Origin of the sequence: Hominisplanchenecus murintestinalis (assembly GCF_943193015.1) — a bacterium.
Lineage (GTDB): Bacteria > Bacillota > Clostridia > Lachnospirales > Lachnospiraceae > Hominisplanchenecus_A > Hominisplanchenecus_A murintestinalis.
In genome coordinates, this window is the sequence record NZ_CALPCM010000002.1 from 47,758 (window position 1) to 69,071 (window position 21,314).

Consider the following 21,314-nt stretch of genomic DNA (forward strand, 5'->3'; position numbering starts at 1 on the left):
AAAAATTACCAATATTTGGTAATTTATGTATATATTAATTTAGCACAAAAAAAATCGAAATTCAACAAAAAACTACATTTTCGTTGCAAAACGTTGCAAAACGTGTAACAGTTCAGCCTTCGGCTTCACTGTTACGGAATCCAGCCCATTTAAAGTTTGCTGTTCGCAAAGGGCTAAATTTACGCATTCTCACGGACTTTGCAGCAAGTGCAAAGTCCTGGGCTGAACTGTTGCCAAAACGTCACTATTTTATCTGTAAATTGCAAAAGCGGCCCGCTTTACGCGGACCGCAATTTTATCTTTTTCTGCTGACTCTTTTAGAATAAGGACTATACGTGGTTTTCTTTCCCAGCTTCACATAACTCTTTATTTTATAGTAACAAACTTTTCCCTTCTTTGCTTTCTTGTCAAGGTAAAGCTTTTTCGTTCCTTTCTTAATCGTCGCAATTTTCTTATAACCTTTTGCTTTCTTGTAAGAACGGTATATTACATATCCGCTGGCGCCTTTTACCTTCTTCCAGGTAAGCTTGATGCCTTTGCTCGTCTTTTTTGCTTTTACACTCTTAGGCGCAGCTGCCTTAACTACCGGAGGTTTCGCCGGAGGGCTGACATTTTCAGGCGGTTTCACCTCTGATTGTCCCGGTCTTTCCGGCTGCTCCGGTTTTCCCGGATTTGTTCCCGGATTCTCTGGAGGTACAGTGGCGGATTTCTTTACAAAGCGCGCCTGAAGTTCAACTGCTTCTGTCACTATGCATTTATAAGCAAGCTCTACGGATACCAGTTCTTCTCCCCGATACCACCCCTTGAAATCATATCCTTCTTCTGCCTCTGCCGTAAAGGTTACCTCTGTCCCCGTCCAGACAGACGTATGGCTGACTGCTGCTTTTCCCCCTTCGGAAGACGCCGCTTTTATTACGATTTCCGGTGGAATCCTGAAAGCTGTAACAGAATGCGGTGCAAGGAGACTGGAAAGATTCTCCTCTGTATTGGTAAATTTTGTCTTTTCTACGTCTACATAATCCGGATTTGCTGTAGTGTTTACATCATATGCGTCCTCAGAAGTCAGGCACCACTTTTCAATCTCTGCCCCCTTAAGGCTCTTTCCATCCACTGCTATATCCACAGCCGTCTCATCATCTTTCCGGTTATTGACAACCGTAATATAAAGACTGCCATCCCTGTCTTTGGAAGCCAGCGCTTTTACTGCCTGGACTTCAAAATCACCGACCTGCCCTTTCTGGCTATTGGTGTTTGTAAACGTATAGTATCCTGCGTTATCCGGAATATCCAGACCAATCTGCATATCTCCAGTCATATTGTTAAACACGGAAAATACCTTTGCCGACGGCGTAGGCACAAAGGAAAGCTCACTAACTCTCTGGTTATTATTGTCAATTTCCGTCACGTTTGGCCTAAGCACCTGGATCACAGCCTGGGAACCATTTCCCACCGCATCCGCACCATATGGCTCGTCCACCAGACAATGCTTGTTTATATACGGCGTCCCCATTTCTATATAATCAATCATCTCATTCGCAATATAAATCCCATGTCCTAAGGAACGTGAATACTGATTGTTATGAGAATATACGCCAAATTCGGAAAGTACCGGAATTTTCCCCGGCAACAGCTTATCTGACAAAGCTTGCACACGAGTTATGTTATACTGGAGAGAGCGCCCCAGCATCTTTTCATAAAATTCCGGATCGTCATCCTCCACTTTCAGATAGCCTCCGTTATTGCTGTTCGTTTCACTGTAAGGATGAATAACAATACCATCGTATTTCCCTGTCTCATTATGGAGGTTCACCGCTGCCGTTTCTTCCATACACGAATAGACCCCGATTTCCATACCCATTTTCTCTGCCAGTTCCTTCAGAGCATCGTAATAATCATTAAATCCGTCCTGTTTGCTTCTATAAGTAACGTTGACTGCCTGATTGCTTGCCGGGATATTTCCGTCCGTCCCGTCGCCAAAGGCAATTTCTCCTGTCTCGTAATCGAAAGTACAGACGTTTGCCTGTCCCTGCCCCTCCAGGGTGTCTACAATCGCCCATGACGCCCCGCCTACCGTAACCGAAGCGCTTCCTTCTATTACCGGATGATAACGCGCATAACGCTTTTGGTTCGGAGTGCCGTCTCCGTTCTTCGCCCCGTCCCGCCAGTCGTCCAGCTTTACTGCCGGCTGATTTGTAAAGCTTACTTCTCCGCCGTTTACATAAGCGTCCGCCATCTGTGCATAGCTGCCTCCTGTTTTTCCGGTCAGCCAGTAATTCTGTCCCCATTTTCCGATTTCATTTCCGATTTCAAAACGCGTAACGCCATAGGGCTCCGGATGCCCGTTCGCGGCGCGCACTGCCGCCCAGTCTACTCCGTCGCCATCCGGGTCTTCACCCACCTCAGCATTCAGATATTCAAAAAGCTCCAGGGCATCTTTCACATTTCCCTGTCCCATGCCGTAGACCCAGATGGCTTCTGAACCCAAATCATCATAAATCCATCCCATAGCTTCATCTACGCCAAAGTTCGCCTGAACAGGCGCATAAGTACTTCCATGAATTGTGGCAACTCTTTCCTCCGGGTCTCCAATCGCTTTTTTCCAATCATAAAGGTTTGCCACCGTACCGCCCGGATAACGGATAGAGCCGAATCCCGCCTCTTTTACATATTCATTAAATGAATCACATATTTTCCAATTTTCCACATCCCAGGTATGGTATGCATTGTTAGCAAAACGATGGTTCACGCCGAACATCGCATCCGCTATTTCCCGCTTTTCCTCTGCCGGATTTACTTGAATATGGATGACTGCTGACAACTGGCAGTCCCTGACTGCGGCTTCCAGCTCGCCAATCATATCCTGAACCTCCTGAACACCGGCTGATGCCGCTGCCAGCATCTCTCTCGCCGCTTCCAGCTTTTGAGCCAGAGCTGACGCCGCTGTCTCTGAACCGCCGGAAACCGTCTCTGCACGCTGTATGGCTTTCTGAAGCTCCTCCAGCTCCCTCACCACTGCATGCTCTTCATAAAGCGCCGCTACGACATCCGCTTCCACAACTCTGTCGTAAATGCACAGTTCATCCACAAATCCTTTCATTGCTGATGCCGCCTGCGGATTCTTATGTGCGCCCACCAGAAGATCTGTCATGCCGTCATATACTCTGTTCGCATTGTCTTCCGGAAGTGTATTTGTCTTTGCCTGAACGCCATTCACATACACTGTCATGGTTTTTGATGTATGGTCGGAAGTCACTGCTACATGCATCCATCTGCCAAGTTCCACTGCATCCGTATTTCCCCATCCATCCTTCCCTGAAAGGAATGTGCTATACTGTTTACTTCCATTCAGCAGCAGAATCGTCCTTCCGCTGGCTCCGGCTCCCTGTGAAATGTCTGATGTCTGCTGGAACAGGTTAACGTTTGAACCACTGGCGAACGCATCGCTGTCATACTTTACCCAGGCGGCAATTGTAAAATCATCCTGTGCCGCATTCATCACACTCCCCACTTTTAGGTAAGAATCCGCCTGCTTGCTAAAATATGCGCAGCCGCCCGAAACCCCTTCTCCATTTTTCAGTTCTACGCCGTTCCCCGCTTTTGTCATAGCCAAAGCGCTTCCGCTCACTTCATTTGCCAGCCTGTCTGTTCCGTCAAAGCTCCATCTGCCTGTCAGTCCCTGCGTGACGTCCGTTGTCTCTCCCTCAGCTCTCGCCTGCAGTGTTCCTGCAGCCGGCAATACGCTTCCTGCCATGACGCATGCCGCTAGCAGCACGGCAAATATTCTTCTCTTCATCATTTCCCTCCTTCTTTTATTTAAAATCTTTCTCATAAAGGATAATCCGGTCTTCACTGTCATATCGCTTCTTGCTCAGAATCATCCCCAATTTGCGCAATCCAAGTTTCTCTGAATTCCTGATAGCGTCATCTACGATATCTTTCACGTCCAGTACCGTCACCGGATGTTCAGACGTCTGTTTCTCCCCAATGCGGTTATACAAGACCATTGTAGCCATATCGTCTATCTTATAATCCTCGTCGAATGCATACGTTTTCCCGAAAGCCACCAGCTCATCGTTGGTGAAAATCGGCACCGTTACCTCAGAGGTAAACTTCTCTGCCAGCTCCGGATGCCTGTCAAATAATGCTTTCAGAAGATGTTTCTCATCTTCAAGAATAATTACCAGTCCATCCGTACGGAATTCCATTGCCTTAGCAAGCTGCTTTGCAACGCTGTCAGACAAATCCCCGGCTTCTTCGATGATCAGAGTTCCTCCTGCAATCTTTGCCACCGTGCTGGGAATATCTTTCTTATTAAAATCCTCCGCATAAATTTTTGCCACCCTTGCAGAGTTTTCCCCTTTATATTTGCTCAATGCCTTTGCAATGCGGATAGCCAGTGTAGTTCTCCCACTTCCCGGAAGCCCCGTAATCACAACATTCCCGCTCCTGGATGTCCTATCCAGCTTCACTTTCTGCTTCGCATCCTGGAGAGCTGCCGCGATCTGCTCCCGCAGTCCCTGGATAGATGAAAAATAGGAAAAAATATACTGCTCCTCTAAAGTAAGCTGGGGAATGGCATTTGAAACGGATTCTTTCTTTGCTTCCTCTTTTGCTGCATTTGGTTCTGCCGTATTGGGACGCATATTTTCTACGCCTGCTGCGCGCTCCAGCGCGGCAGATAAATCTATCGTATCACCTGCCGGTTTCTGTGTGTCAGTTTCCGGTACCTGTGAAACTTCTCCGGTTTCCCGGATTTCAGCAGATATTCCTTCTTCTTCCGTTTCTGCCTTCGGCTGTTCCGCCCCTTTTTGTGCCTCTGTATCCGTCCCCGGAACCTCCGGAACTTTTTCTTCCTCCGATTCCTTTGTTTCCGCTTCTGATTCCTCCTGCGCCGGTTCACTCTCCTCTTCTGCCATTGCCTGTTCCTCTGTTCCCACTGCCATTGCCATCAGCACGTCGTCAATATTTTCCTTTGGGGGCTCTGTCCGTTCCTCTGTCTGTGCGGTTCCGCTGTGGACAGGCTTGTCATTCATCGGCTCAATGATTCCCTCGTCGCTTTCTTTCCTCGTTATATCAGACACAAGCTCCCTCATGCTGTTTGCAATCTCCCGCTGCAAATCCTCCACACTGGGCTCCTGCTTATCAGAATTCTCTCCCGGAATCTCTTTTGGGCTGTTCTCACCCTCAGCAGAAACTTCCTCCGCGCTCTTTTCCTGTTCAATCTCCGCCTCTTTGTGCTCTTCCTCTGTCCTTTCCGGTCCGGTATGGTACCGCCAGCTATTATCCTGGTCTTCCTTTTCTGCCTGCGCTTCTGCCGCATGCTGAGATACTGCCTGCGCCAGTTCTTTTTCCGTTTCTGAAATAATATTGTCCGTAATCGCTTCCTCTTCCGATGTAGGCATTTTTTCCGTAATAACCTTCTCCAGCGTCGGCACAGCCGCCTCTACCAGCTCTGCTTTATTCGGCGTCAGCTCGTCCCTATGCTCATAGATTGCACGCTGCTCTGCCGTCAAAGGTGTCAGCCTGCTCTTAAGCTCCAGAGCTTTAATGACATAGTCCCCCTGCCGGAACCAGAGCACCAAATCATCACACTCTTCCACGCATTTCTGTTCTTCACCTGCTTTATAATAGAGAAGCGCCAGCTCATATGCCCACTTTTCTGTATACTCCTTCTCCTTGTATTCCTCCAGGATCGCAATCTGCTCCTCAAGCCTGGAACCCCGTCCTTTATAAATCTTATACTTCAGCACATAGCGTGAATAATCATTCGGCGCAATATCTGCAAACTCGCTGTAATATTCAATAGCCTCGTCAAACTCCCTCATCTGAATCGCTACTTCTGCCAGGCGGTAAACAATCATACGTCCCCCCTGAGCTCGCCGATAAGCCCGCATCAGAACATCCCTGCTGTCCTCCAGCCTGTCATTTGCTTCGTATATTTCGCTGACCATACAGAGTGTCCTTGCATTCCGAACCCGCTTCCAGTCAACCGTATCTGCAATCTTTGCCGCATCTTCATAGTTGTCATTTTCAACCAGTCTGTTGATTTCCTCCAGCTTCAAGCTGTATTCATATTTATCCAAAATATTCACCTCGACAATTTGCCTATAATTAAATCAAGTTTATCACACCTCTATACGGATGTCAAAGAATAACCTGCCTTCCAGAGCAAAAAGGGCAACACAGCAAAACGCCGCGGCAGACGAATTTTTTTCTATCTGCCACGGCGCCTGCTGTCTGCCGTTTATTTCTTTATTTTCACACTGCGCACTTTGCTCGCCGGACTGTAAACTTTTCCCTTTTTCACAACTACTTTGTAGAAATTATTTCCTTTCTTCGCTTTCTTATCTACAAAAGTTGTCTGTTTTGCTTTTAACATCTTGACTTTTTTATATTTGCCATTTTTCTGCGACGCGCGGTAAATAATATAATTCTTTGCTCCTTTTACTTTCTTAAAGCTAATCTTCACATTCTTCCCTGCCGCCTTTGCCTTGAGCTTCGTTACCGCTTTGGGAAGCGTTATGCTTGCACCTGCGCTTTCCGCGCTATTTTTGTAAACTGCCCCCGATGAAACGGCCACTACCGTATAGGTAGACTTTTTTCCTCCTGCCGGCTTGTGATCTACATAAGAAAGCTTTGTCACTGTGCCAATCTTCTTTGCTGCGCCATTCCCTATCCTGCGGTAAATCTCATAAGAAGCTGCGTTGGCAGATGCCTGAAAAGTTACTTTCACATCCCCGGTGCTTGTACTCACTGCTTTCACGCCTGCCGGTGCACGCAGAGCTGTAACTGCCGGCGTTGGTTTTGGAGCCGGGGAAGCTGTTTCCGGTTTAAGCGCTTTCTGTGCCTCTTCAAGAGCTTTCTGAAGCGCTTCTATCGTTTCCACTGATGCATTCGGATCCCTTTTGGCCGCTTTATGATACGCATCTGTAAAAGCCTTCCAGGATGTTTCCGTATAGTTCCCTTTCCCTGCATCGATGAACGCCTTCGCACGATTTACAGCAATATCGAGATTTTCCAGGGCTTTTTCCTGAGCTGCCACTTCCGGGTCTTCGCCCGCATACTTTATCCTGAATTTATCAATCACAGGGCTGTCTTTCTCATCTGCCGTAAAAATCAGCTCGCCATTTCCCTGAGCTATAACTTTTACAGTAATCTCTGCCGCAAGGTTCTCTGCTACGCCTGTCTCACCGTATACATCCAGGCTTCCGTCCCTCACATTTGTACCGCCCCAGTTTAAAGTGTGGGGATTATCCTCTGTCCTGTCACTTCTATAAAAAGCGGTTACCGTATAGATTCCTCTCTTCGCCGCATAAAACGGAAGCTTTATCCTGTTTCCGTTTTTAAAGTTTTCAACAACTATGCCATCCTCTGTCTCGGCAACGCGCACTCTATCAGCCTCTGCTGAAACTTTCGAAAAATCCAGCTCAAAAGCTTCCGCTTCCACTGTCTTTAATGTATCGCTTCTGCTCGGGAAGTTAAATGGATTATCTGCCGTATAATTCCCGTCTTCTTTTTCCAGGGCATTCTTCGCATCCATCAGGTTCTTTGCGGCTGTCCTTAAAGCTTCCGGTGTAGACGCGCTGTCCGCTCTGCACTCTTTCAGCGCCGCCAATGCTTTTTCAAACTCTGCCACGGTCTGTCTCTTATAAGTATCTAAGTTTATAGATTCACATTCTTCCAAAATCCGCTCACTGTCAGCGTTATAAAGAACCACATTTGCGCTCGGCTCTGTGCTTATACCCGCCCCTTGCGAACCGCTCAAAAGAATGAAATAGAAATCTTTTCCATCAACGATCCTGTCATCATGCGCCGGACTTCCGTTTTTATCATATGCCGTGAGTGTAACCTTCTTCACTGTCTCTCCATCTGCAAAAGTTACGCTCCCTGCTGTGTGTTCATAATTCACTCCCTGTTCCGCGCTTGCCGACTCCGTAATGTAATGAATCGTTGCTTCTCCTTTAGAGCCGCCCTGCCTGATAATCTCAACTTCTATGGTTGCCCCATACACCAGGCCATATTTCTTTTGTTTTATATCGAATATTCCGGTGCCGTCTGCATACTGCACCTTCGACAATCCAATAGCATCCTTTGTACACGTTATCTCAACCGTATGTTCCCCGTATTCCAGTTCCGGAGTAACATAAAGACATGCCCCCACTGACTTCGCAGACGCCCATGTATCCATGATACCTGCCGCTTTTCCATCAATCTTGATATCTGCCGTCCCATGTCCCGGATCTTTCTTTCCGAAAATCCATGCCTGGGTTCCTGTGAATGTAAAAGACGCCACACCATTTTTATTCGCATTTGACCACGCCGATCCAGCTTCTTCCTTTGACGCTCCGGCATTCATCTCCGCATCCTGATATGACCATGAGCTATCGAGTGTAAAATCCTGAATCGGAAGCTCTCTTAAATTTGAAGGAACTTTTATTGCTGCGCTGTCCAGTTCAAAACCTCTCACTGCCTTGAATACGCCTACATTATTAATCATCGGCGTAGAATACGCAGATTTAATATTGATACGTACCGCCGTGCCTTCTACCGGCACAGTTCTGCACAAACGCTTTGAAGAAACCGTAGCGCTCTCGTCAAAAAGCTGCCATTCCCCTTCTGTATCCTTATATTCTACCGAAAAAGAGGAAATCGTCTGCCCTTTCTGAATGTACTCTTCTATAGACACTACGTCAAAAACTCTCGCCTGTCCCAAATCGATTTCCAGGCTTCCTGTAGTCTCTCCTTCCGCGGGCGCCCAGTAGGTTTCATCATATTCCTGCCCGTCCGGTATTTCATCCAGTACATTTGCCGGAGAATATGCTTTTGCATTCCCCCATACCGATGTAGCAGACGCCGTTACGCCTTCTGCTTTCGTGAAATCATTGGCGAATGTGCCTTTAATATTTTCACCTAACTGCTTAAATCTGTTTAACTGCTCTTCTGAAACTGCGCCTGTTTTATTTGGCGACATATTAAGCAGGAATGCAGCGCCGCGCCCTACAGACTCAAAATACATCTGTGCCAGCCTTCTCTCAGATTTGAGCGTATTTTCATTCGCCCCGTCTGTCCAGAACCATCCGCTAAGTATACGCGCATCTACCTCCGGCACAGACCACTGATCTCCGTCCGGTTTTCCTTCAATCGCACCCTGCGGCCTTGGAAACAGAGTCGTATTCTCATAACTCTCCCCCGCTGTAACCTTTGCCCATGTTGTAGTCGACGCCTTCCCTTCTTCATTCCCAATCCAATGAATGCCTCCGGTGGAAGCAAGGGCAATATCTTCCTTCCCATTTTTTCCGTTTATCGCCGCATGTGTTCCGAATACCTGACAGCTGGGATTCCATTTGCGGATTTCTCCCAGAATCCCTTTCCAATCAAATGTCTGCTCATTATTTGCATTTCCTTGTGCGCCGTCCATCCACCACTCTACAAACGCGTCGGAGCGTCTGTTCGGATTCCTGTTTCCATATTTATAGCTTCCGTCCTCCTTCTTCGCTGTGCATATTTCCTTTATGCTGTCGATATAAAGCTTATTGTAGTCCGTATACCCTCCTGTATTTTCTCTATTATTGTTGTCGCCAAAACACCCGTATTTATCTTCATGGATATCCCACGGAGACAGGTAGCATCCCATATCCAGATTATACTTAGTACACGCGTCGGAAAGCTCCTCAAGGATATCTCCCTGATACCCTGCCTCACAAATATTGTAGGTTGTGGTTTCTGTGTCCCACAGACAAAGGCCATCGTGATGCTTTGCCGTGAGGATAATACGGCTAAACCCTGCTTCTTTTACCGCCTTCACGAGCCCTTCTGCATCAAATCCCTCCCGCAGCCCAAAAATATCACTCGGCTCACGGGTACCATAATTTTCGCCCCATTCTATATTGTTATACGTATTTGGCCCGAAATGGCAGAAAACAGCCAGACCGGATTTCATATAATGCAATTGCTCCGCGTTCGGTGTCGCGCCCCAGGCTTCCGGGGCTTCCACTTCCACATTCTGAAGATCCCCGTCTCTTACCATCCTGACGCCGGCTGCTTCTGCTTTCTGCAGATTGCCCATGCCGGAAACTGCCAACATTGCAGATAATGCCAGCGCCGCATACCGCCTTGCTCCTTTCTTCATAAATGTCCTCCTTCTTTTTATATAGTGCGGCAGACCGATACCTTTCCCTTGGACAGCCTGCCGCATTATTTATTTTACTATTTCACTTTAAGAGTCTTTGCTTTGGAAGCTTTTCCATACACAAATGTTTTTCCGTTTTTGATAAATGCTTTTACCTGGAAGCTGTATTTTTTGCCCTTTTTCAGCTTTTTCACAACGAATGTTGTTTTCTTTGTTACGCCAACCCTCTTATAGCTGCCTTTCCCTGCCTTGCAGAAAACCGCATAGCCTTTGGCTTTCTTTACTTTTTTAAACGTCACTTTCGCTTTCTTTGGCTGCGTCTGCTTAACAGTAGTAATCTTTGTTTTCTTAGGACATGTCCCTGTCTTGACAAGCGCTGAATCCGCTCCCTGTCCCGCTTTATTTACAGCCGCTACTTTAACAGAATACGGCGTCAGCTTTTTCAGCTTACTGATTTTCAGGCTGTTTCCGGTAACCGGATAACTCTTTAAAAGCTTTTTCCCCTGATAAACCGTCACAATATAACTATCAGCCTTCTCCACTTTATTCCATGAAACTTTAATAGACGAAATATCCGGCGCTGTCTTAACTCCTGTAACTGCCCCCGGCTTTCCGTTCTGGTCTTTTCCCGGATTACCGCTATTTCCCGGCGGGTTCTTACCCGGCTCATCCGAGGCGTTCAATTTTACAGTAACCTTACACCTCGCCTGCTTTCTATCATAGACGGCCGTTGCCGTAATGACAGCCTCCCCGTCTGACACCGCCGTTACCAGTCCGTTCTCATCTACAGATGCTACAGATGGGTTTGAACTTTCGAAGCTTACATCCTTATACATTGCATCTGAAGGAGTAATTACTGCCTTTAGCTGAAGCTTTGGATTTTGTTTCGTAAGCGTAGCCTCTTTCACATTCAGTGCAAGTTCCGTTACCTCTTTCCAACGGACGCCTTTTACCGTCAACGGAATCTGTACTTTCTGTAAACCGTCCTCTGTTCTCACGGTTATTACCACACTCCCGTCTGCAGATGCCGTTACCAGCCCATCTTCCGTAACTTCAGCCACTGCCGGATCTGAACTTTCAAAAATAATTTTTCCGGTCGCATTATATGGCTCTAACTGCGGAACCAGCAACAGATATGGCATATCGGCCGTCAGTTCTGTTTCCTGCATTCCTTCAAAGGAAATTCCCGTCACCGGTATCTCTTCAACCGTTTTATCTACACATTCAAATTGAAATTTATCCATCGTGGGTCCTTCCGGATTTGTACCGGAATCCGGTACCGTGAGTACCAGTCTGCCCGCTCCTTCCTGCATTACCTCAATATTAAATTCTTCTGTTTTGTATGTGTCTGCATTTGGCCCAAAAACTTCCACCGTTCCGGTATTTACATTTGTTCCTCCCCAACTAAGCGCATTTTTATTGTCCTGTGCCCTTCCGCTCTGATACGTCATTGTTACCTTATATATTCCTGCCTTAGGCGCATCAAATGGCAAAATAACCTCATTTCCGCGCGCAAACCAACTTACCTTTTTCCCATTGCTCGCTGTTGTATCATCCGTAATACGTATATGCTTCCCAGATGGTGCATTGGAAGCGTCCAAAATCCACGCCTCTGCTTCCGCTGTCTTCACCTCTTCACCTGTCGGAAGAATAAAAGGTTCTTCCTCTGTATAGGCTTCCCGCATGATCAGCTTTGCCCTTGCCTCTTCTAGCCGGTTCGCCGTCTCAACAACAGCATGGACGGGAACTTTATCTCCTGCGTTTATATATGCCTTCAATCTCTGGATAATCTTCTGCACTTCCTCTATGATATCCTGTGTGCTCTCCTGTTCAACTGCACTGACATACTGTCCATAATCGGTTCCCAAAGCCTCTTCCAGAATATCTTTTGCTTTTTCCAGTCTTTGCGGATCATCTGCATCATGAATAGTAATTTTCATAGATGTATTAAACCCTAATGCCGCACCCTCTGTTTCCGTCAGGTCTACCGTAAAATAAAGGTCTCCCGTAACACTTTTATCACGTGTAGTCCTTACAGGAAATGATTTTTCTTTTTCTCCGTCTGCAAAAACGAGTGTTCCGCTTATGCCATTGACATCATAATGACCTTGAACTGCAGAACCCGGATTGTTCTCATAAACCACCGAAACCGTTCCCCGGCTTCCCCCGATACGTTTTACAACAATATCTGTAACCGTATCTTCTTCCACCTCATATGTTCTCGTCTCAAACTGCAGCATTCCCTTTCCGCCGTTATTCAGCACTACCGCCGCATCCAGTCCGACTGTGCCTGTATTGGTAATCTTGAGCGTATGGGAACCATCTTCTAAATCCTCAGACTCGTAAATCATCTGACCTGTTGACCTGCTGCCTGCTGCCGTATTCATAACAGCTACCTGTTCTCCGTCAATTTCAATATTTGCAGCGCCGTGTCCGGAATCCTTTGTTCCATACAGCCACACCTTACTCCCGGTAAAGTTCAGGGTCGCCTCCTTTCCCGCGCCCGCATACATGCTGTTTCCACCAAGAAAATGGCTTCCTGTCTCTGCCGTCCAGCCTGAATAAGTAAATCCTGCTCCATCGCTTATATCTGTATCCGTAACACTAATCACATCCAGTTCATCCGGAATCCCTGTCCCTAATGCAAACGCTTCCGACGCCTGGTAAATGCCTACTTCGCTAATCAGAGGCACCGCCTCAGCAGCTGCAGTTCCCGTAATGTTTATCCTGATTTTATTTGCTTTTACTTCCCGGTTCCTGCAGATTCTCTTCGCCCCAATAGTAGTTCCGGATGCAAATTCCTGCCATTCACTGCTGCCTTCTGTCTGGTATTCCACCGTAAAACTGTTGATTCTCTGGCCAAGCTGAATAGCTTCTTCAATCGTTACCAGATCAAACCGCTTTGTTCCTCCCAAATCCAACGTCAGGCTTCCCGTGGTGCTTCCGTCATTCATAGTCCAGTAAGTATCATCATCTCCATCTATGACGTTTGCTGGGGAAAATTTAACATCATTTCCTCTGACCTCTGTTGCCGTTACCGCAGCTCCCTCCGCCAGATTATTATCAAAGCTCTCTTTAATATTCTCTCCAAACTCTGCCACCCTGTCAAGAATCGCCTGATCAACTTTTCCTTCCGGATTTGGAGGGATATTTAACAGCAGCGTTGCATTGTGCCCTACCGAATTAAAATACATGTTCGAAAGTTCACTGAGGGATTTCGGGGTCTTTTTATTATCTCCCCAGAACCATCCGCTTGTAATACGTGCATCTGCCTCCGGTACAGTCCACTGGTTTCCATCTGAAAAGCCTTTTGTATAGCCGCCGCTTGAACCGTTGTCTATCGTTCCTCCGGTGCTGTTAGCATTTTTATCTGCACGGGATTTTGACCAGGTTTCTTCATTTGCCAGCCCTAATTCATTACCAATCCAACGTACTGTCGTATATGCCTGTGCACCAAATAAAAGACAATCGTCCTCATAACCTGCCGCCTTGCCCTGGCACTCCTGAATTGTGGTAAACCACTTTACGAAATCATATTCCTGATACTTGGATCTGTCTCCTTTCGCTCCGTCCATCCAGACTTCCACAAAACGTCCATTATTTCCATACTTAGGGTTGCTGAGGATTTCCCGAAGCTGATTATCATAATATACATTATAGTCTTCCGCGTCAGCTGCCTCCATCTCCTCCCAGCTCATTCCGTTCTTCGGTGTTCCTTTTCCACTTCCATTCCAATCACAAAGGCTGTTTCCATCTGCATCAAAATATCCATAACTCGGCGACGCCACATCCCACGGAGAGAGGTACAGTCCCATATTCATATCGTATTTTGTACATGCCGCCGAAATCTCAGCCAAAATGTCCCCTTCTCCATCTTTATAGTTTGTGCTTGCCATATCATAATCTGTCCACTGGCTGTTCCAGATACAGAATCCGTCATGGTGCTTTGCCGTCACAATCAGCTTCTTAAATCCTGCCTCCTGCAGCGTTTTTACCAGCGTTTCCGCATCAAAGTCATTTTCCAGCGGCAGAAGTTCCGCGGGTTCAATTCCTTCATACAGCCACGTCTGCGTTCCCTGATTAAACCCCCACTCATACCCTGAATACGTATTCGGGCCAAAATGGCAAAATGCCGCCAGTTCTTCTTTCTGGTACTCATACTGGTTCTGGCTAGGCAGCGCTCCCCAGGGCTCCGGTGCAGCCGTATTTCCATCCACCAGTTCTGCTGTCCCTGTGTCTGCCGACTGGACTGCCAAAAGTTCTCCTTTTGTCCCGAACATGACGGAAGCCGCCAGCAAAAGAATTCCTGCTTTCTTTAATCTTACCTTCATAAAATCCTCCTTTATCCCTCAATATTAAGGTTGCATAAAAAGTACGTCAAAATTTTGCATATCTATTATAACTTTATCACAAACTTTTATTTTAGTAAATACTGCTTTCTGTGTTTTTACACAATCTTTTGTCAGTTTCTTGGGGTTTTTCACGAAGTTCCTCCATAATAAACTTTTAACCAGGCCGATTCCAAATAACTGCGCATCTGTCATATAACAAAAAAGTGATGGAACATCATTACTGAATGTCCCATCACTTTTTTGTTTGGATTTCTACTGTGTCCATTGGACTGAGCCTCCTTTTATTTACTATTTATATCTTCAACAAAACTTTTCCTTAATTTTTTCTTTTCCAAAAGATTTCTCGTCTCTTTTGAGTGATATTTACTTTTTAAGTACTTGTTTTGTTGTTGTACTTATCATATCACCCCTGCCCTTGTTTGTCAATACTATTTTTATATTTTTTCAAAAATATTTTTATATCAATATTTTATCTTTTGTATTAATCGCTTAATTTTACATTCTATTCATACTTTTTCAACAATTTACTTTTTCCCCGCTATCCTCTATACTTATCCTATGACAAAAAATTGTAAAAGGAAATCTTCCCTGGAAAGGAACTCCTATGAACCGTATTATTTTTCATGTTGATGTGAACAGCGCTTATCTCAGCTGGACTTCTGTTGAAAACCTGCGGACAGGCTCAGGCTCTGACCTGCGGGATATTCCCGCCGTCATCGGCGGGGATGAACGCTGCCGCCGCGGAGTTGTTCTCGCAAAGTCTATTCCCGCAAAGGCTTTCGGCATACGCACTGGAGAGCCTGTCATGTCCGCCCGCAAAAAATGCCCGGAGCTTACCATAGTCCCTCCAAACCATCAATTGTATTCAGAGTACAGCCGCCGGCTTATGGACTTCCTGCACTCCCTGACTCCTGATATTGAGCAGGTCAGTATTGACGAATGCTATCTGGACTTTACAGGAATTTCCCACCTCTATCCCTCCCCCGCAGCTGCCGCAGAAGAATTTAAGAACGAAATATACCGGCGCCTTGGCTTTACTGTGAACATCGGCATATCCTCCAATAAACTTCTCGCAAAAATGGCCTCTGACTTTGAAAAACCCAACAAAGCACATACGCTCTTTCCGGAAGAAATCTCCCGAAAAATGTGGCCGCTTCCTGTAGACGAGCTGTTTATGGCCGGGCGCTCCTCTGTAGACACGCTGCATAAGCTGGGCATACGCACCATCGGCGAACTGGCAGCTGCCGACGTCCTGCTGCTGGAGTCCCATCTGAAAAGCCACGGACGCATTCTCTGGGAATATGCTAACGGTTTAGATGAAACCCCTGTAAATCCTCTTCCAGCCGAAGCAAAAGGCATAGGAAACTCTACCACTCTTCCTCAGGATGCCGTCACTGCCGCAGAAGCCTACGCTGTACTTCTGGAACTGTCCGAAAGTGTCTCCTCACGCCTGCGCAAAGCCAGACAGCTCGCCGGAAATATATGTGTAGAAATCAAATACAGCACGTTCCAGAGAGTCTCCCACCAGATGCCCGCTGATTCCCCCATAAACACCTGCGAAGGCATTTACCGTATCTCCCGCCGCCTGTTTGACAGCCTCTGGGACGGCGCCCCCATCCGGCTGCTTGGAATCCGCGCGTCAAAATTAATTCCCGACGACACGCCCATACAGCTTTCCATTTTTGATTTAGAAAACCCGAAAACAGAAAAAGAAAAACGGCTGGACGCCGCTCTTGACTCCATCCGGCAAAAATTCGGCAAGGACGCAGTGATGCGGGGAAGCTCCCTGAAGCCTCCCCGCACCTGATATATTCTTTCCTGCCTTACGCATACCTTTCCCGCAGGGCAGACCGTCACCTCCGGGACTTGCGGCTATTTTTCTTCACCGAATAGCCAAATGTCCCTATCTTTTTCCCAAGTTCCAGATATTCCCCATGAGAATACGCCATCAGCCCCGTCCGGTTCAGCCCAAACTTGCCTTTCTCATCCATATACGAAGAATCCACATGCACACACAGCACCTCCGCCAGAAACATATGATGAGAGCCGAGTTCTTTCACTTCTGTCACACGGCACTCGATATTTACCGGGCTTTCCCCAATCAGCGGGGCTGCCAGGTGTTCTGCAGGCGCCGGGGTCAGATGCATCTCCTGAAATTTATCCACATCCCTTCCGGAACGGACGCCGCAATAGTCGGCAGCCCTCGCCAGCTTCCCGGTCGTCAGGTTTATCACAAACTCCCCCGTCTCTCGGATAATATCATAAGAATATCTCTCCGGGCGCACGGAAATATACACCATAGCAGGATTCGTACACACCGTACCCGTCCATGCTACAGTCAGGATATTGGGACGCTCCCCCCGCCTGCCGCAGCTTACCATTACCGCCGGAAGCGGATAAACCATATTTCCTGCCTTCCAGGTTTCCTTCTTCATTGTTAACCTCCTGTTATCTTTCCGCGGATACGCTGCCTTTTACTGCTGGAGCACATCCATAAACGCCGGAATCAGCTGTTTCTTCCTGGACACTACTCCCGGCAGCGTCACCGAGCCGTTCACAGGCTCTCTTCCAAATGCTTCCCTCACAAGTTTCTCACTGTCCCCTCCATAGCATAAAAGTTCCGTGCTTTCATGAATGATATCCGTCAGCATAAAGAACAGCATAGACTCGCCGTGCCTTCCCAGAGTTTTCTCCATAAAGGCAAGAAGCTGCGTCTTAATCTCCGCCAGTTCCCCCGGACTCATTGAGGTAATCTGTCCTACCCCAAAATCCGCATCATGCAAATCAAACCTTTTAAAGTCCCTGTAAAAAATTTCTTCCGGCTGCTTTCCTTTCAGTTTGCTTCCCGCCGCAAACATCTCTGCCGCAAATTCTTCACAGTTAATTCCGGCAATCTCTGCCAGCCTCTCTGCCGCATTCTTATCCACCGCTGTACAGGTTGGCGATCGGAACATCAGTGTATCAGAAATAATCGCCGCGCATAAAAGCCCTGCGATATTCGGTGGGATTTCCAGCCCTTTTTCCTGATAAATCTGATATATGATGGTTGCCGTACATCCCACCGGCTGATTCCTGAAATACACCGGAGCCATAGTTTCCAGAGAACCCAGCCTGTGGTGGTCGATAATCTCCAGAATGTCCGCGCTCTCAATATTGTCCACTGCCTGGGACACCTCATTATGGTCAACCAGTATAATCTCCCGGCGCTTGATTCCCAGCAAATTCCGGCGGGATACCATGCCCACATATTTCCCATTCTCATCCAGAATCGGGAAATCCCTGTTTCTTTTCTTCGCCATAACCTCTTTGATAACATCGGTGTAATCATCCAGTTCAAAAAAGGACAAATCTTTCCGTTTCATAAAATATTTTACAGGCATACTCTGGTTCACCAGCCTTGCCGCCGTATACGTATCGTGAGGCGTGCTGATAATCGTACATCCCTTATCGCCTGCCAGTCTCCGGATAGTTTTCGATACGGGAGCGCCCTCACATACAATGATGCATGCCGCCTGCATTTCTATCGCACAGAGCTGAGACTCGTAGCGGTTTCCCAAAATCACCAAATCATCCTGCTCAATGTAATTCTCCATCAAATCCGGGTTCGCCGCTGCCACCAACACCTTCCCTTTCAAAAAATATGCATGTTCATTCCCGGTCACCAGGCTTCCGTCCAGCGTTTCTATAATATTTTTATACTGTGTCTTAGCCGTAGACAGAATGGAACTGTCATACACATCCATGTAAGATTCCGCAATCGTGCTGATTGTAATCAAACCTTCCAGGCTGTCGTCCTCTGTAGTAATCGGCAGCGTATTCACATTCTCATTCCGCATCAGCGTCCACGCTTTTTTCAGGGAAATATTTCCGTCTACCCCCTGTATCCGGCGGATATCCATGTCGCTCACTCTGGAGCCCACATTCGCTACATATCCGGGAACCTCCATTCCAAAGCGATTCAGTACGTACTGCGTCTCGTCGCTGATGACTCCCGCGCGCTTCGCCACGAACATCCTCTCCTCCGTCCGGTTCTTAAAGTCTGCATAGGCAATCGCGGAACAGATAGAATCTGTATCGGGATTTTTATGCCCCATCACATAAATCTTTTTGTCCTGCATATAAACTTCCTTCCTGCTTTTATCAAAATCTCGCAATCTTTTCTTTTTCCACCCTCGCAAAAATCAATGGTTCCCGTTCCGGTTTCTGCCCGGAAAATTCCAACGCCCCCATAAATACTTTTTCTGACTCGCCAAACAGTGTCTTCTCCGATGCCAAAAGTACTGCCAGCGCTTCGCCCTCCCGGACATAATCCCCTGTCTTTTTCTTCAATATGATACCCGCGCTGTAATCAACACTATCCTCTTTCGCTGTACGCCCCGCTCCCAGAAGCGCAGACGAAATCCCCACCACCTCTGTATCCATACGCGTAATCCAGCCCTCGCATGAAGCGCGTACCTGATACTCATAAGGCGCCCGGGGGAAAAGAGAGGTATCGCGAATTACACGGCCGTCTCCTCCCTGTGCTTCTGCCATCTCCACCAGCTTCTCCAGAGCAGAACCATCCCGGAGCGCCGCCTGTACCTGCGCCATGCACTCTCCCATACTTCCCCTTCCTGCCAGATAAAGCATATTTGCCGCCAGGCTCAGGCACACTTCCGTCAAGTCCTCCGGCCCCTTTCCCTTCAGTGTTTCCGCCGCTTCAATAACTTCCAGGGAATTTCCGATATAATTCCCCAACGGGATATCCATATTCGTGATAAGCGCGGCCGTCTTTCTCCCTGCGTGCTCGCCGATGGCTACCATTTTTTCCGCCAGGGCTATGGAATCTTCCAGGCTCTTCATAAAAGCGCCGCTCCCCGTTTTTACATCCAGCAGGATACAGTCGCTGCCCGCCGCCAGTTTTTTACTCATAATGGACGACGCAATCAGGGGAATGCTGTCCACTGTCGCCGTCACATCCCGCAGCGCGTACAGCTTTTTATCAGCAGGCGCCAAGTTTCCCGACTGCCCAGCCACGCAAATGCCCGTCCGGTTCACGATATCAAAAAATTCCTGCTGCCCAAATGCCGTGCGCAGCCCGGGAATCGACTCCAGCTTATCTACAGTCCCCCCGGTATGCCCCAGCCCCCGGCCCGACATCTTTGCTACCTTCACCCCGCAGGCTGCCGCCAGAGGAGCCACCACCAGAGTCGTCTTATCCCCCACGCCCCCGGTAGAATGCTTATCCACTTTAACGCCCTCAATCGGCGACAAATCCACCATATCCCCCGACTTCGCCATAGCGTCCGTCAAAACAGCCGTTTCCGTATCATTCATTCCCTGAAACCAGACAGCCATCAGCAATGCGGAAATCTGGTAATCCGGAATTTCCCCAGACACATATCCGTTCACTGCAAAGCGCAGCTCCTCTTCCGTCAAGACACCGCCATTGCGTTTTTTCATGATAATATCATACATTCTCATAAACCTGCAGCCCCCTACTGTCAAATACCCTTTTTCTTATTGTAATAAACACTTCCCTTTAAAGTCAAGCCTTTCTCATATACCCCTGACCCTCAGGACTTATCATCCATACAATCAAGAAAGAATTTCCTGAACCATTTGGGGAAGTTCTTCACGGGTCGTCCAAATCGGAATAATATTGTAACGCTCCCAGTATAGATACTGCGCATATAACTTTTTAACAATCAACATTCTTTCATAAATCATACTCTCGTCATGCAATATTTCCCTTAACGTATTATCATACTCTTTTTTCTCAATATGGCTTAAAAATTCTTCACGTTCCTTTTCTGTTCTTGCTGTATCTCCAAGAAGTTTTTTGTTAACCACATCATGAAACATCTTTTTTACAAATGACTGTATCGACAAAAACAAATAGTGCTTAATATCCTGCCGTTCGCCATCCCTCTCCATATTTTTAATAATACGCCTGAAATTATAGTCTTCACCTGAAAAGCCTAAAAAAACACATGACTTATCATGAAGTACTTTTGCCTGTATGGAATTTTCCCAAAGATATGCTTTTTGTTCCAAACGCTCATAGTTACTTTCGGCCAGCACAAGCTTTTGTGATTCCTCTGACAACGAATTCGGAATTACCGAAACTGTTCCGTGTGGATGATAAATATGTACTCCCTTTTTCCCTTCCAGAACATTCTTTGTTCCGGGATTCTTAATATGACATTTTTCTTGTTCTAATCCCACTCTTTCTAAAGCAAACTCCAAAAGATCGTCAAAATTATAGCTAATAACGGTAACTTCCCTATTCTTTTTTATCTGCCCCATAAAATAAGCCGCCAAAACCCCCAAAACCTGATCCTTCATTTTTTCCCAAATTTCATCGGGAGTTTTATCAATCTTCAAAGAATCTTTTACTAAACCGGCAAAAGCCAAATCCTGTAAATACTCTTTCCCATGATTTCCCCAACTAATTGTTTCTGCCACAAAGTTTTGAATATACTCTGCCGCTTCCAACGTACTAACTCCCGTTAATATCTGATTACTACTTGTCCCTATAATCGTTTGATTAATTTTTTCAAGAAATATTTCCGGATGTTTCATCTCTTTTTTTATCTCTTCTAAAGTGCTCCGAAACTCTTTTCCTATGGACGGATCACTGTCAAAATTTCTTTCCAGAAACAAGGTTCTTGCCCACATCCGCAACAGACACTCTCCCCAAAGCGGAACCCCTGCGCTTTTACTAATTCCAGCGCCTAACACCCAGTTGACTTTATCAAAACCAACCCGTTCTTTCAGTTTTTCTAAATTCTCTTTATTCATCTCAGCAATCTTTTTTCCAAAAATCTCTTCTGTCTTAAGCATATCTCCCC

9 protein-coding genes are annotated in these 21,314 nt (G+C 46.9%); 1 reads left to right on the forward strand and 8 read right to left on the reverse strand.

Annotated elements, in window-relative coordinates; translation table 11 throughout:
• Positions 1-295 precede the first annotated feature (295 nt).
• The 4 genes from NFR99_RS01400 to NFR99_RS01415 all read right to left on the reverse strand — a co-directional run bounded on the left by NFR99_RS01400 (position 296) and on the right by NFR99_RS01415 (position 14,460).
• Entirely contained in the window at positions 296-3,793 is a 3,498-nt protein-coding gene (locus tag NFR99_RS01400) for a LamG-like jellyroll fold domain-containing protein (protein ID WP_251352340.1), read from the reverse strand.
• Between the two features lie 16 nt (positions 3,794-3,809).
• Positions 3,810-6,083, reverse strand: a complete 2,274-nt coding sequence (locus tag NFR99_RS01405; protein WP_251352342.1) for a hypothetical protein — start codon at positions 6,081-6,083, stop codon at positions 3,810-3,812.
• Positions 6,084-6,244: 161 nt separating this feature from the next.
• On the reverse strand, positions 6,245-10,129 hold the full coding sequence (locus NFR99_RS01410; RefSeq protein ID WP_251352344.1) for an alpha-L-fucosidase: 3,885 nt from the start codon (positions 10,127-10,129) through the stop codon (positions 6,245-6,247).
• A 77-nt stretch (positions 10,130-10,206) separates the two neighbouring features.
• Positions 10,207-14,460 (reverse strand): alpha-L-fucosidase, encoded by a 4,254-nt coding sequence (locus NFR99_RS01415; protein WP_251352346.1) that lies wholly within the window; start codon positions 14,458-14,460, stop codon positions 10,207-10,209.
• A gap of 625 nt (positions 14,461-15,085) precedes the next feature.
• Here NFR99_RS01415 and NFR99_RS01420 point away from each other — a divergent pair.
• Positions 15,086-16,288 carry a DNA polymerase Y family protein gene (locus NFR99_RS01420; protein WP_120480858.1) on the forward strand — a complete coding sequence of 401 codons (1,203 nt, stop codon included), beginning with the start codon at positions 15,086-15,088 and terminating at the stop codon, positions 16,286-16,288.
• 46 nt (positions 16,289-16,334) lie between these two features.
• Here NFR99_RS01420 and NFR99_RS01425 read toward each other — a convergent pair whose 3' ends face one another.
• From NFR99_RS01425 to NFR99_RS01440, 4 genes are all read right to left on the reverse strand, one after another.
• Positions 16,335-16,916: a flavin reductase family protein gene (locus NFR99_RS01425; protein ID WP_120480859.1), complete on the reverse strand. Its 582-nt coding sequence runs from the start codon at positions 16,914-16,916 to the stop codon at positions 16,335-16,337.
• A gap of 39 nt (positions 16,917-16,955) precedes the next feature.
• Complete coding sequence (locus NFR99_RS01430) at positions 16,956-18,599, reverse strand: putative manganese-dependent inorganic diphosphatase (RefSeq protein ID WP_120480860.1); 1,644 nt, start codon at positions 18,597-18,599, stop codon at positions 16,956-16,958.
• A gap of 22 nt (positions 18,600-18,621) precedes the next feature.
• The gene (locus NFR99_RS01435) at positions 18,622-19,944 is read right to left on the reverse strand and encodes a pyrimidine-nucleoside phosphorylase (protein WP_251352348.1); all 1,323 of its coding nucleotides are present in this window, start codon (positions 19,942-19,944) and stop codon (positions 18,622-18,624) included.
• A 114-nt stretch (positions 19,945-20,058) separates the two neighbouring features.
• Positions 20,059-21,306, reverse strand: coding sequence for an SIR2 family protein (locus NFR99_RS01440; RefSeq protein WP_251352349.1), 1,248 nt, complete (start codon positions 21,304-21,306; stop codon positions 20,059-20,061).
• Between the last annotated feature and the right edge of the window lie 8 nt (positions 21,307-21,314).

What these genes read in the sequence shown, in the direction of transcription:
- NFR99_RS01420 (WP_120480858.1), top strand. Translation starts at nt 15,086, where the DNA reads ATGAACCGTATTATTTTTCATGTTGATGTGAACAGCGCTTATCTCAGC.
- NFR99_RS01430 (WP_120480860.1), bottom strand. Translation starts at nt 18,599, where the DNA reads ATGCAGGACAAAAAGATTTATGTGATGGGGCATAAAAATCCCGATACA.
- NFR99_RS01415 (WP_251352346.1), bottom strand. Translation starts at nt 14,460, where the DNA reads ATGAAGGTAAGATTAAAGAAAGCAGGAATTCTTTTGCTGGCGGCTTCC.
- NFR99_RS01435 (WP_251352348.1), bottom strand. Translation starts at nt 19,944, where the DNA reads ATGAGAATGTATGATATTATCATGAAAAAACGCAATGGCGGTGTCTTG.
- NFR99_RS01410 (WP_251352344.1), bottom strand. Translation starts at nt 10,129, where the DNA reads ATGAAGAAAGGAGCAAGGCGGTATGCGGCGCTGGCATTATCTGCAATG.
- NFR99_RS01400 (WP_251352340.1), bottom strand. Translation starts at nt 3,793, where the DNA reads ATGAAGAGAAGAATATTTGCCGTGCTGCTAGCGGCATGCGTCATGGCA.
- NFR99_RS01440 (WP_251352349.1), bottom strand. Translation starts at nt 21,306, where the DNA reads ATGCTTAAGACAGAAGAGATTTTTGGAAAAAAGATTGCTGAGATGAAT.
- NFR99_RS01425 (WP_120480859.1), bottom strand. Translation starts at nt 16,916, where the DNA reads ATGAAGAAGGAAACCTGGAAGGCAGGAAATATGGTTTATCCGCTTCCG.